At 34.7% G+C, this 12794-nt stretch carries 13 protein-coding genes and 1 pseudogene; 12 read left to right on the top strand and 2 right to left on the bottom strand.

Annotation, left to right across the window (positions count from 1 at the left end; genetic code table 11):
- From AA81_RS08245 to trpA, 5 genes and pseudogenes are all read left to right on the top strand, one after another.
- Positions 1-516, top strand: a pseudogene (locus AA81_RS08245) (anthranilate phosphoribosyltransferase); the annotation flags it as partial.
- 90 nt (positions 517-606) lie between these two features.
- Complete coding sequence (gene trpC, locus AA81_RS08240) at positions 607-1368, top strand: indole-3-glycerol phosphate synthase TrpC (protein WP_103898761.1); 762 nt, start codon at positions 607-609, stop codon at positions 1366-1368.
- The gene (locus AA81_RS08235) at positions 1365-1988 is read left to right on the top strand and encodes a phosphoribosylanthranilate isomerase (protein WP_103898760.1); all 624 of its coding nucleotides are present in this window, start codon (positions 1365-1367) and stop codon (positions 1986-1988) included. Before trpC ends, AA81_RS08235 begins: the two co-directional genes overlap by 4 nt.
- Before the next feature lie 213 nt (positions 1989-2201).
- Positions 2202-3383, top strand: coding sequence for a tryptophan synthase subunit beta (gene trpB / locus AA81_RS08230; RefSeq protein ID WP_103898762.1), 1182 nt, complete (start codon positions 2202-2204; stop codon positions 3381-3383).
- Positions 3380-4156 (top strand): tryptophan synthase subunit alpha, encoded by a 777-nt coding sequence (gene trpA / locus AA81_RS08225; RefSeq protein ID WP_103898759.1) that lies wholly within the window; start codon positions 3380-3382, stop codon positions 4154-4156. The genes trpB and trpA overlap by 4 nt, the downstream gene beginning before the upstream one ends.
- Before the next feature lie 30 nt (positions 4157-4186).
- Here the strand turns inward: trpA and AA81_RS08220 are convergent, their stop codons facing one another.
- Both AA81_RS08220 and AA81_RS08215 read right to left on the bottom strand, forming a co-directional pair.
- Positions 4187-4456 (bottom strand): acylphosphatase, encoded by a 270-nt coding sequence (locus AA81_RS08220; protein ID WP_103898758.1) that lies wholly within the window; start codon positions 4454-4456, stop codon positions 4187-4189.
- Positions 4457-4468: 12 nt separating this feature from the next.
- Positions 4469-5140, bottom strand: a complete 672-nt coding sequence (locus tag AA81_RS08215) for a zinc metallopeptidase (RefSeq protein ID WP_103076135.1) — start codon at positions 5138-5140, stop codon at positions 4469-4471.
- Positions 5141-5604: 464 nt separating this feature from the next.
- Between AA81_RS08215 and aroF the strand changes: the two genes are divergently transcribed.
- From aroF to aroQ, 7 genes are read left to right on the top strand one after another with little or no spacing between them, the layout of a single operon-like run.
- On the top strand, positions 5605-6624 hold the full coding sequence (gene aroF / locus AA81_RS08210; protein WP_103898757.1) for a 3-deoxy-7-phosphoheptulonate synthase: 1020 nt from the start codon (positions 5605-5607) through the stop codon (positions 6622-6624).
- 33 nt (positions 6625-6657) lie between these two features.
- Positions 6658-7500: a prephenate dehydrogenase gene (locus tag AA81_RS08205; RefSeq protein WP_103898756.1), complete on the top strand. Its 843-nt coding sequence runs from the start codon at positions 6658-6660 to the stop codon at positions 7498-7500.
- Between the two features lie 31 nt (positions 7501-7531).
- Positions 7532-8833, top strand: coding sequence for a 3-phosphoshikimate 1-carboxyvinyltransferase (gene aroA / locus AA81_RS08200; RefSeq protein WP_103898755.1), 1302 nt, complete (start codon positions 7532-7534; stop codon positions 8831-8833).
- On the top strand, positions 8830-9615 hold the full coding sequence (locus tag AA81_RS08195; protein ID WP_103898754.1) for a shikimate dehydrogenase family protein: 786 nt from the start codon (positions 8830-8832) through the stop codon (positions 9613-9615). Before aroA ends, AA81_RS08195 begins: the two co-directional genes overlap by 4 nt.
- A gap of 1 nt (position 9616) precedes the next feature.
- A complete protein-coding gene (gene aroC / locus AA81_RS08190; RefSeq protein WP_103898753.1) occupies positions 9617-10738 on the top strand; it encodes a chorismate synthase in 1122 nt (373 codons plus the stop codon).
- Positions 10735-12222: a bifunctional shikimate kinase AroK/3-dehydroquinate synthase AroB gene (aroB, locus tag AA81_RS08185; RefSeq protein ID WP_103898752.1), complete on the top strand. Its 1488-nt coding sequence runs from the start codon at positions 10735-10737 to the stop codon at positions 12220-12222. The genes aroC and aroB overlap by 4 nt, the downstream gene beginning before the upstream one ends.
- Positions 12219-12650, top strand: a complete 432-nt coding sequence (gene aroQ, locus AA81_RS08180; protein WP_103898751.1) for a type II 3-dehydroquinate dehydratase — start codon at positions 12219-12221, stop codon at positions 12648-12650. Before aroB ends, aroQ begins: the two co-directional genes overlap by 4 nt.
- The last annotated feature ends 144 nt before the right edge of the window (positions 12651-12794 follow it).

The following is a 12794-nucleotide window of genomic DNA, read 5'->3' as shown; positions in this document are numbered from 1 at the left end:
ATTTTTAACGTATTAGGACCTTTAACGAATCCTGCAAATGTAAAATATCAATTAATGGGTATATACGATCCAAACTTAGTTTACCCCATAGCAGAGGTTTTGAATAACTTGGGAGTTAAAAGAGCGATGGTTGTTCATGGTTCGGAAGGCATAGATGAATTTTCTCTGTCAGGAAAGAATAAAGTGGCGTTTTTAAATGAAGGTAAGATAGAAAAGTTAGAAATATCCCCGGAAGATTTAGGGCTGAAAAAATGCAGCATACAAGAGATCCAAGGCGGAAGCGCAGAAGAAAATAGAAGAATAATATTAAACATATTTAACGGTGAAATGAGTCCCAAAAGGGATGTGGTCGTTTTGAATTCGGCAGCCGGGTTATATGTGGCAAACAAAGTCAACAGTTTAGAAGAAGGCATTAGTTATGCACAAGAGATAATTGATAGTGGAAAAGCGATGAAAAAATTGGAAGAGATGGTAGAGTTTACTAACTTTCTATCTTTACAAGCAAAAACTTCCTAGATTTCCTTAGAAAAAGAGGGCAGGGAGCCGGGTGGGCCGCGGGGCGAAGGGGCGCTAAAATAGTAAAAAATTCTGATAAAGGAGGAAAAGATGTATTTAGAAAAAATAGTAGAAACAAAAAAGGAAGAAGTAGCAAAGCTAAAAGAAAAGAAAATCTCCTTAAAAGACTCCTTCCAAAAAGGAAAATTAACTTTAATAGCGGAAATCAAAAAGGCCTCACCAAGTAAAGGAATCATTTCAACGAATTTTGACCCACAAAGGCAGTTAGAGTTATATATAAAAGCTGGTGCAGATGCTATTTCTATCCTAACTGATGAAAAATATTTTCAAGGTAGTACAAAAATTTTAAAAGAATTAAGAGCCAAAACAAATCTTCCTATTTTAAGAAAAGATTTCATAATCGATCCCATACAGATTTACCAGTCATTATTTCTGGGAGCCAACGTTATTTTACTCATAGTTTCAATACTAACAAAAAAAGAGATCTCTGATTTTCTTAAGATATCAAAAGATATAGGTTTAGAAGCCATAGTCGAAGTTCATAACCGCCAAGAATTAATAAAGGTTTTAGATACCGAAACTGAAATATTGGGAATAAATAATAGGGATTTAAATGATTTTTCTGTTAGCCTACGAAATACTGAAAAACTACTTGAAGAACTTGAAAAATTAGATAAACGTAAGGATTTTTATGTTATTTCAGAAAGTGGAATTAAAGAAAAAAGTGACATCGATTACCTTAGAAGTTTAGGAGTAGATGGGGTATTAATCGGAGAAGCTCTAATGAAAGAAAACGATCCTGTTTCGAAGATTGGGGAATTATTTCCAGAAAAAAGGAGTTATTTACAGTGATTAGGATAAAAGTTTGTGGAATCACAAACATCGAAGACGCCATTGACATATCCGAAGCTGGGGTAGATGCTTTAGGTTTCATTTTAGCTGAAAGCCCAAGAAAAGTTGAATTATCGAAAGTTCTTGAAATATCTAAAGAGTTACCTCCCTTTGTAAGCAGGGTAGCGGTAGTAGTCAATCCTAATAAAGAAGAAATTGAAAAAATTGAAAGAAGTAGGGTATTTGATTACGTTCAATTTCACGGATCAGAAGATGCAAATACAATTAAAAAATGCAAGTTAAAAACAATAAAGACCATTAAAATTGAAAATAAAAGCTCGTTAGAAGAAATATCCAAGTACAATGATTTTGTGGATTACTTCTTATTTGATACAAAAGTTGGTGAAAAGATAGGTGGTACAGGGCATACTTTCAATTGGGAGATTTTAAAAGAAACCGATATAAAAAAACCGTTCATCTTAGCGGGTGGTTTGGGTTCAGAAAATGTAGTTGAAGCTATAAAAACAATCAAACCCAATGCTGTTGATCTAAACAGCAAAGTTGAATTGTATCCAGGTAAAAAAGATATTAGGTTAATAAAAGAAATTATCGATAGGATAAATTCTATCAAAATAAAATAATAAAATTAAAAGGGTGGGGAGCGGAGCAAAGGGTTTTCAACGCACGTTTTAGAAACAAGATTTTGATTTTAAAAGGGTCACAGGGTGGAGCCCTCCACCCCCCACTATGTTAGGGACCGCAGGTCCCTTTCTAAAGAAGGGTGGGGAACGGGGCAAAGGGGTGCTATAACAAACTTTAAAACTGCAAAAAATAAAAAAGGAGGATTCAATTTTATGAAAAATGCTTATTTTGGTCAGTATGGAGGTAGATACGTTCCAGAGACATTGATTCCGGCACTTGAAGAGTTGGAGGAAGCTCACGAAAAATATTCAAAAGATCCTGATTTTATAGACGAATACCAAGGTTTGTTGAAAGATTACTGTGGAAGGCCTACCCCTTTATATTTTGCTGAAAGATTTACAGAATACCTTAATGGTCCAAAGATATATCTAAAAAGGGAAGATTTAAACCATACAGGGGCACACAAAATAAATAACGCGTTGGGGCAAGTATTACTTGCAAAAAGAATGAATAAAAAAAGAATAATCGCAGAGACCGGTGCAGGCCAGCACGGTGTGGCAACAGCAACCGCTGCTGCTAGATTTGGTTTGGAATGTATAGTTTACATGGGGGCAGAAGATATTAAAAGGCAAGCCCTCAACGTATACAAAATGAGGATGCTAGGAGCAAAAGTTATACCTGTATACAGTGGTAGCCAAACTTTAAAGGAAGCCATAAATGAAGCTATTAGAGACTGGGTTACAAACGTTGAAAACACGCACTACGTTATAGGCTCGGTTGTAGGTCCACATCCATATCCTAAAATAGTTAGAGATTTTCAAAGGGTTATTGGTGATGAATCTAAAAATCAGATTTTAGAAAAAGAAGGAAGGCTGCCTGATTACATAGTTGCATGTGTTGGCGGAGGTAGTAACGCTATGGGTATGTTCTACCCTTTCATAGAAGATAAAGATGTTGAATTGATAGGAGTGGAAGCCGCAGGGAAAGGATTAGAAACTGGGCAACATGCAGCTTCTTTGACTGCGGGGAAAATAGGCGTACTTCACGGGAGTAAATCTTACGTCTTACAAGATGAAGACGGTCAAATTCAACTTGCATATTCTATTTCTGCAGGTTTAGATTATCCGGGTGTGGGACCTGAACATAGTTATCTACACGATGAAAAAAGAGCTCAGTATGTATCCATAACAGATGAAGAAGCGTTGCAAGGTTTCGAACTTTTAACGAAATTGGAGGGAATCATCCCAGCATTTGAAAGTTCGCATGCAATCGCTTACGCTATGAAAGTTGCACCCTCACTCAATAAAGATAAAATCATGATGATAAATCTTTCTGGAAGAGGAGACAAAGATGTAGATTCTTATAGAAAGCTTGGTAGGGAGGTAATAGAATGAGCAAAATAAGTGAAGCATTCAAAAATAAAAAGGCTTTAATCACCTATGTAACAGCCGGAGATCCAAGCTTAGAGGCTACAAAAGAAATTATATTAGAATTGAACAAAGTTGGTGTTGATATTATAGAGGTAGGAATACCTTTTTCTGATCCTTTAGCCGATGGGCCAATAATTCAAAAAGCAAGCCAAAAAGCTTTAAAAAATGGGATTACCCTTAAAAAAATTTTTGAAGCCCTGAATGAAATCAAAGAAGATGTTACTTGCCCACTCGTTTTAATGGGTTATTACAACTCAATTCTCAATTATGGTATCGACAATTTTATAACAGACGCCGTGAATACAGGCATCTCTGGGGTCATAATTCCAGATTTGCCTTTTGACGAAGAAGAGGAATTTTACGCAAAAATAAAAGAAAACAGTATCGATCCTATTTTACTGGTCGCTCCAAACACCTCTGAAGAGCGACTAAAAGAAATATCTAAGGTATGTTCTGGATTTTTGTACTGTGTATCAATTATGGGGGTAACAGGGGATAGCCAAGCACCTATGGAGCATTTGAAAGAGTACTCACAAAGAGTGAGAAAGTATATTGATATTCCTTTAGCCATCGGTTTTGGAATAGATAGCCCGACAAAGGCTAAAAATATTATTGAATATTTCGATGGAATAATTGTAGGAAGTGCCCTAATAAAAATAATCGACGAAAATAGCGATGACAAAGATAAATTGCTCAAAGAAATAATAAACTTTACAAAAAGTTTGAAAGTATGGTAAAAAATAGAGGCGAATAGCCTCTATTTTGATTCAATATTCTATATGAAAACTTCCATAATTCCCTATGGGGAAATCTTCTTCTTGAATATCTTCTAATCTACTGAACCCATTTCCTTGTAGGATAATTTTTTTTAGTTTCAAAACTTTTTCTTTTTCTCCTTGAGCAACCAGCTCAACCGAACTATCGGGTAAGTTTCTAACATACCCTTCAAGTTGAAGCCTTACTCCATGCACTCTTAAAAAATGTCTTAAACCGACACCTTGAACTCTTCCATACAGTATCCATCTTTTGCAAATCATAGAGGATATACCTTAATTTCTTGAACCAGCTAACGCTAGCATTCTTAAAAGTTGAGCAATCGCCATCAACGCAGCTGCCACATAGGTTAACGCTGCGGCTGATAACACCTTTTTTGCACCTGCTACTTCCTCTTTGGACATTCCCATAACGGGTAAAAGTTTCAAAGCCCTACTACTGGCATTAAACTCAACCGGCAAGGTTATAACTGAAAATAAAACGACGAAAAGAAACAAGAAAATTCCAGCATTAAGTAAAAAAGGTGTAGAAAAAATAAGTCCAATAAAGAATATAATCCACGCCATATTAGAACCAAAACCTGCCAACGGCACAGCCAGATTCCTAAGAATTAAAGGTTTATAACCTTTAGCGTGTTGTATAGCATGGCCTGCTTCGTGAGCTACAACACCCAAAGCAGCTATAGACGAACTGTTATAAGTGGAGTCAGAAAGTCTCAATACTTTTTTGGTAGGGTCATAATGATCACTCAAAGTACCTCTTACTCTTTCGACTTTAACATCATATAACCCAACAGAATCAAGTAATCTTCTGGCAAACATATAGCCTGGCTCTCCAATTGATGCCTTTACTCGAGAATATTTGTTGAAAGTGCTACTAACTCTTGCTTGAGCCCAGATAGCTAATATCAATGGTGGGATTAACAATAACATAGTAGTATAAAACATGATTATTCACCTCCATTTACTTTGTAAATAAGCATTTTAAAATCTACATTTCATAAGAAATTTTAGCATCTTTTCATTTAGTCTATTTTACAGAAGTGTATACTTTTATGCCTATAAATTTTGAATTATAGAGAAAAAAACACTTTTTTTGTTGACAAAAATATTTTTTCCTGATAAAATAATTTTAAAGGAAAGTTGAGGAGAGAGCAAAAATGATTACAAAGGTCTTAATCGAAAATGAAAATAAATATTATTGGTATTTTAGCAAGACACCCATTTTGGTGGCTTTGTTTTGTCGTATAAAAACTTAGTCCACAAAGATTCCAAAATGGGTGTCTACTCTTTTAGTAGACACCTATTTTTTTTATAGATACTTTGAAAATAAATTAAGGGGGCGAAGGGGCGCTAAAACAAGCTTTAGAATCTCTAAAGATAATATTTTTAAAATTTGGAGGTGAATTCGGGTGGTGATCGTAATGGAGGAAAATGCAACAGAAGAAGAAGTTACAAATGTTATTCAAAAGGTGGAAGAAGTAGGTTTTAAAGCTCATCCTGATAAAGGAGAAAATCACACGATTGTTGGGGTAGTAGGGGAAGGTGACAGGGAATACATTTTAAACAACATCGAAACTTTCCCAGGAGTTGAAAGGGTTGTAGAAATAACTCAACCTTTCAAATTAGCAAGTAGAACATTCAAATCTAAAGACTCAATATACGACATAGGAGGGATAAAAATAGGAGGGGAAAATTTTTTAACGATCGCGGGACCTTGTGCAGTAGAAAGTAAAGAACAGGTTTTAGAAACCGCTCTATTCTTAAAAGAAAAAGGGGTTAAATTCCTAAGAGGGGGGGCTTATAAACCAAGAACTTCTCCATATTCTTTTCAAGGCTTAAAAGAAGAAGGCCTGAAGATTCTAAAAGAAGTTAGTGAAGAAACTGGTCTAAAGATAGTTACAGAAGTTATGGACACCAGAGAGGTCGAGTTGGTTTCAAAATATACCGATATTTTACAGATAGGAACAAGAAACATGCAAAATTTTGCACTTTTAAAAGAAGTAGGTAAGCTCAACAAACCAGTTTTACTTAAAAGGGGTTTATCAGCTACATACAAAGAATTTTTAATGTCGGCAGAATATATCATTTCTGAAGGGAACAGCCAGGTTATATTGTGTGAAAGAGGAATTAGAACATTTACTGATGAAACGAGAAATACCTTGGACATCAGTGCAATACCTGTAATCAAAAGATACAGTCATTTACCTATTATAATTGATCCCAGTCACGCTAGTGGGGATTGGAGATACGTCGCTCCTCTATCAAAAGCTGCTGTAGCCGCCGGCGCTGATGGGTTAATAATAGAAGTGCATCCAGATCCTCAAAACGCCCTTTCAGATGGGAAACAATCTCTGAATTTTGAGCAATTCAGTGAATTAATGGATCAAATAAAAGCCTTATTAGAAATAGACAGTAAAATCTTAGCCTGAGATACAAACAACATTGTATTGGAGGAACGATTAATGTTATTCGACACCACCATAATCATTGGCACTGGATTGATTGGAACTTCATTAGCTCTAGCCTTTAAAGAAACAAAAGAAATAAGTACTATCATTGGATACGATATCGATAATAATTCTTTAAAAGAAGCTTTAAAGTTAGGAGCTATCGATGAACCTGCGAAAATATCAGATATTTCAAAAGCAGATTTAATAATTTTTGCAACGCCTGTAGAAAGTACAAAAAGTATTTTACATGATACAATTAGTCTAGCAAAAGAAAATACAGTTGTAACCGATGTTGGTAGTACGAAATATAAAATTATGCAACTCTTTGATACTTTCAAAAACAAAAGGATCAATTTCATAGGCGGTCATCCATTGGCAGGATCCGAAAAGTCTGGTCCATTAAACGCCAAGGCGGATTTATTCAAAGGGAAAAAATATATATTGATAAAAAGCGCAAATTGTGATCAAGTATATTTTAATAAGTTTGAAAGGTTGATCACAAAAATCGGAGCCATTCCAATAATAATAGATGCCGAAACTCACGATGAAATTCTCTCAGCAACAAGTCATCTGCCTCAGATAATTTCTTATTATCTAGTAAAAACTCTGATGAATTTAAAAGAAGATAATAAAAATTATCTAAAATTAGTCGGAACTGGTTTTAAAGACACAACAAGATTATCAAAAAGCGATCCCCAAATGTGGATCGATATATTCAAACAAAACAAAGAGAATATACTGCGTGCCATAGAGAATTTTGAAAAAGAGTTAACTGCCTTCAAAAAGAATTTAATCGAAGATAAATACAAAGAAATAAAAGATGACTTGATCAAAATCAGTAAATTTGAGTTGTAAAGGCAAAAAAACTCAATATTGGGAGGAAAAGATGAAAATTGAAGTAACTCCAACAGAAAATATAAATGCAGAGATCACTCTACCAGGTGATAAATCAATATCACACAGGGCACTAATCATTGGTTCCCTCGCTGAAGGTGAAACAAAAATACACAACTTTTTAAGTTCTGAAGATACCTTAAGTACGTTAAATATATTAAATTCAATAGGCGCCGATATTAAACAAATTAGCAAAGATGAGGTAATTGTAGAGGGTAAGGGAAAAGATAATTTCATTGAACCATCCAACGTTCTAAACGCAAAAAACTCTGGTACAACAACGCGCTTAATGATGGGTGTGTTATCTGCTCAAAATTTTTACAGTGTAATTACAGGGGACGACTCTTTGAGGGAAAGGCCTATGAAAAGAGTCATAGATCCACTAAGTAAAATGGGTGGACGTTTTTTTGCGAGGAAAAATGGCGAGTTTGCTCCCATCACAATATTGGGGACGAAAGATATATCCCCCATTGTTTATAAAACCCCAGTTGCAAGTGCCCAAGTTAAATCTGCAATTTTGTTGGCTGGTTTGTATGCAAAAGGAGAAACTAAGGTAATAGAACCTGCCAAATCTCGTGATCATACTGAAAGGATGTTAAAATATTTTGGTGCTGATATCATTCAAAAAGATACAACCGTTGTTATCCAAGGTCTCACTAACAATTTAAAAGGTCGGGAGTTCTTTGTGCCAGGTGATATATCATCTGCATCCTTTTTCATAGTTGCTGCCCTTATAACCAAAAACTCTACTCTATTAATAAAAAATGTAGGAATCAACCCAACCAGAACAGGTATATTATCTGTGTTGAAGATGATGGGAGCGGATATAGATATCATCAACGAAAAAACATTAAACAATGAGTCAGTTGGGGACTTGCTCGTAAAAAGTAGTTCGTTAAAGGGTGTTGAAATAAAAGGTGAGATGATTCCTTTGATTATCGACGAAATCCCCATATTGGCGATAGCTGCTACCCAAGCAAAAGGAAAAACAACAATAAAAGACGCAAAAGAATTACGTTACAAAGAAACAGACAGAATAAAAGCAATCACCAGAGAATTAAAAAAACTAGGCATTGATGTTTTAGAAAAAGAAGACGGTTTTGATATAATCGGAAGTCAAAAAATACAGGGAAACTGTACTTGTGAAAGTTACAACGACCATAGAATAGCAATGTCGCTGGCTATAGCCGGTTTGATAGCAGATAATCCTATAGAAATTGATAATTTTGAATGTGTGAATATATCTTTCCCGGAATTTACAGAGATTTTTGAGAAGATAAGGAGCAAAAGATGAAAAAATTCGGATTATTAGAATACCCTCACAAAGAAAGCTTATCAAAAAAGGTTTTTAATGAATATTTTAAAAAAGCTAATATCGATGCTGTATATGAAGATATAGTCATAATACCTGATAATTTTGACGATGAAATTAATAAATATATTAATTCTTACGACGGACTCAACGTTACTGTTCCATTCAAAGAAAAAGTGATTAAATATGTAGAACCAGTAGAAGAAGCTAAAGAAATAAATGCGGTTAACTGCATTTTCAACAATAAAGGTTACAACACAGATTGGAAAGGCTTTTATAACTCGTTAAATCCATCAATGCTGAAAGAACCGATCGTCTTAGTTGGAGCGGGTGGTGCGAGTAAATCCATCATCTACGCTTTATACAAAATGGGCATAAAAAAGTTGTTTCTTGTGAATCGAACGGTTGAAAAAGCTGAAAAATTGAAAAAGATTTTCTTGTCAAAAATAGATATAAAAATGGAATCTTTTGACCACCTACAAAGCATAATCCGTACTTCTAAAACCTTCATAAACGCCACTTCTATTGGAATGTTTGGAGAATCATTTAATTTAGAAGTTAGAGGTCTTTCCAATCTATCTTTAATTTACGATATTGTTTACAATAATACCCCTCTCCAAAAGATTGCAAAAGAAAACAATATCAAATGTATAGATGGACGCACTTTTTGGTACCATCAGGCAGTAGAAAATTTGAAGATATGGCATATTTATACCCTAGAAATATTCGATGAAACTTTTAAAACTTTTGCTAGAGGTGAATAAAATGCAAGTAAATATAGCTGGAGACTCACATGGTTCACAGATGATTGGATTAATAGAAGAAATACCAGCAGGATTAAAAATAGATATAGAAAAAATAAACACAGATCTAAGAAGAAGACAGTTAGGGTACGGTCGTGGGAACAGGATGAAATTAGAAAAAGATGAAGTAATCATCGTTTCGGGATTATGGGAAGGAATAACTACTGGGGCTCCGCTGGTTTTAATCATAAACAACAAAGCAAAAAATCCTATTAAAGAAGAAAGACATATTCCAAGACCTGGGCATGGGGATTATTCTTGTTGGTATAAATACAGATTAGATGATTTGAATATATACACGGAAAGGAACAGCGCACGCTGGACAAGTGTACTTACTGCGATAGGGAGCGTTGCCAAACAATTTCTTGAAAATTTTGATATAACAACGACGAGTTTTGTAAAATCGATTGGAAAAGTTAGTGTCGAAGAAGAAAGGTTTGAAGAAATCCAAAAAGATTTCACTTACTATATCCAAAAAAGAAATGAATCAGAAGTTCAATGTCCTTTTGAAGATATTTCTGTAAAAATGATGGAAGAAATCAAAGAAAATGCTCTAAAAAAAGCAACCACCTTGGGAGGCAGTGTAACAACATTCGCCACAAATGTGAAACCGGGATTGGGAAGTTACGCCGATGTTTTGAACAGAGTTGATTCAAAAATAGGAAAATACTTTATGTCGATCCCTTCTGTGAAAGGGGTTTTTATAGGCAAAGAAGATGTAAGTATACCTGGATCTGAATTCCAAGATCCTTTCAAAGTGGAAAATAGTGATATACGCAGAACCAAGAATTTCGCAGGTGGCATAGAAGCAGGGATAACCAATGGAGAAAATATAATGGTCACTACATACTTCAAACCTATTTCTACACTTGCAAATCCTCTTCCTTCTGTGGATCTTAAAACCAAAGAACCAAAAGAAGCACCTTACATAAGATCTGATTCTGTTGTTATTCCTGCTGCGACGGTAATAACAGAATGTACCCTTGCTATTATATTAATGGAAGAAATTATAGACGGATTTGGAAACGATAATATTGAACTCATAAAAGACAGATACTTCAAGAAATATGGTGATATTCGATGAAAATTTTCTTAGTAGGAATGATGGGATCTGGAAAAACGACCCTCGCAAAAAAGATTTCAAAAGTGCTTTCCATACCCTATATCGACATAGATGAAGAAATCGAAAAAAACGAAAATCTTAAAATAAAAGACATCTTTGAAAGATACGGTGAAGAATACTTCAGGAAATTGGAAAACGACATTCTCGAAAAATTAGCAGAAAACACTCAATCCATAGTCGTATCAACTGGGGGAGGAATAATCTTAAACGCTAAAAATAGAACCATATTGAAAAAAGAAAATGCCATATACCTGAGTGTCGCTCCTGAAAAGCTTAAAGATCGTGTAAGTTTAGAAAATAGACCCGTTCTAGCAAACAACAAAGAAAATATTATAAAGATATACCAAGATCGAAAAGAATTATACGAACAATTCAAAACGGTCGATATCACAAATTTGACCGAATGGGAATCAGTTGCTAAAATCCTCTACCAATACGATATCAAAAACGATGCTGAAATAGATTCATCTTTTCAAAAAGTATCAATAAATGCAGGAAGTCTAAAGTCTCTCCCCCCAGATTCCATAGTTTTTACCAGCGAAAAGGTCAATGAACTATACGGAGAGTACCTACCACAGAAAAAACTTGTCTTACCAAACGGAGAAAAAACAAAAGACATCTCTTTTGTAATAAGGGCTTACGAATATCTACTTGAAAACAATGTCTCTAGAGATAACTTACTCCTTGGGATTGGCGGAGGAACTATAACTGATTTTACAGGTTTTGTTGGCTCCACTTACAAAAGAGGAATGAACTTTTCTTTTTACCCTACCACACTTCTTTCTCAGATCGATGCTGCAATAGGAGGAAAAAATGGAATAGATTTCAAAAAATACAAAAATGTCGTGGGGACAATAAACTTACCCAAAGAAGTGATTATAGATCCACTTTCTATATTATCCTTAAATGACGAAACATTCATAGAAGGTTTAATCGAAGGTTATAAAATGGCATTGATCTCAGGAAATGATTTTTATGAGTATTTTAAAGAGAATATGCACGAGATACTTAATAGGAATCTATATAAATTATCTTTTTTTATTAAAAGATCCGTAGAGGAAAAACTTCGTATAGTGGAACAAGACTTCAAAGATACGGGGTTGAGAAGTTGTTTGAATCTTGGACACACTTTAGGTCACACCTTTGAAGCCGCTACAGGCATTGCACATGGCTTATCGGTAGGATGGGGTTTGATCAAAGAAATAGAATTTTTTTACAAGAAAAAATATTTGGAAGAAAAAGAGTATCTAGAAATTAAAGACACATTAGAAACACTTGTTCCTGAAAAAGTTAAAAACATTCAAATAGAAGAAAAAGACATATATTATTATTTATCAAACGACAAAAAAATAGGGGCAAATCAAAAAATAAAGATGCCAATTTTAAAAGCACCAGGAAATTTTATTATTGAAAAAATCAAAATAAAAGAAGGTGAAATCTTTTGATTCTTATAATAAACGGTCCTAACTTGAATATGCTGGGGAAACGTCCTAAAGATATCTATGGAAGTGAAACCTACGAAGACTTAAAAAACCAGATAAACCATTTTGCACAAAATAATAGTATAGATGTGGAGTTTTTTCAATCCAACTCGGAAGGTCAAATCATAGATAGAATTCAAAAATTGGATTTTGAAGCTTTAATAATCAATCCCGGTGCTTATACCCATTATTCTTATGCGATAAGAGATGCCTTAGAAATTGTAAATGTGCCAAAAGTGGAGGTTCATCTAACAAATATCATGGCAAGGGAAAGTTTTAGGCAAATATCTGTTACTTCTTCTTCATGTGATGGGGTCATATCTGGACTAGGATTCTATGGATATATATTAGCTTTAGAATACCTTAAAGAAAAGTTGAAAGAGCAAGCTTAATCACCAAAGCTGTGGGATACATGGACCGCAGATCCCTTCCTTATGGTTGGGCTGCGAGGCGAAGACTTACCATAGCTTTCCTTAGGGGGGAGCGAGGTGAAGGTTTACCATACCTTTCCTTATGGGTGGGGAGCGGGGCGAAGG

The organism is Petrotoga halophila DSM 16923 (genome assembly GCF_002924615.1).
Note: the sequence above shows the minus strand (reverse complement) of the source record. Positions and strands in the feature narration are given on the sequence as shown.

Bases quoted from the DNA above. Each gene is read 5' to 3' on its own strand.
- aroB (WP_103898752.1), top strand. From the start codon at position 10,735: ATGAAAATTTTCTTAGTAGGAATGATGGGATCTGGAAAAACGACCCTC.
- trpB (WP_103898762.1), top strand. From the start codon at position 2,202: ATGAAAAATGCTTATTTTGGTCAGTATGGAGGTAGATACGTTCCAGAG.
- aroA (WP_103898755.1), top strand. From the start codon at position 7,532: ATGAAAATTGAAGTAACTCCAACAGAAAATATAAATGCAGAGATCACT.
- trpC (WP_103898761.1), top strand. From the start codon at position 607: ATGTATTTAGAAAAAATAGTAGAAACAAAAAAGGAAGAAGTAGCAAAG.
- trpA (WP_103898759.1), top strand. From the start codon at position 3,380: ATGAGCAAAATAAGTGAAGCATTCAAAAATAAAAAGGCTTTAATCACC.
- AA81_RS08220 (WP_103898758.1), bottom strand. From the start codon at position 4,456: ATGATTTGCAAAAGATGGATACTGTATGGAAGAGTTCAAGGTGTCGGT.
- AA81_RS08195 (WP_103898754.1), top strand. From the start codon at position 8,830: ATGAAAAAATTCGGATTATTAGAATACCCTCACAAAGAAAGCTTATCA.
- AA81_RS08215 (WP_103076135.1), bottom strand. From the start codon at position 5,140: ATGTTTTATACTACTATGTTATTGTTAATCCCACCATTGATATTAGCT.
- AA81_RS08205 (WP_103898756.1), top strand. From the start codon at position 6,658: ATGTTATTCGACACCACCATAATCATTGGCACTGGATTGATTGGAACT.
- aroC (WP_103898753.1), top strand. From the start codon at position 9,617: ATGCAAGTAAATATAGCTGGAGACTCACATGGTTCACAGATGATTGGA.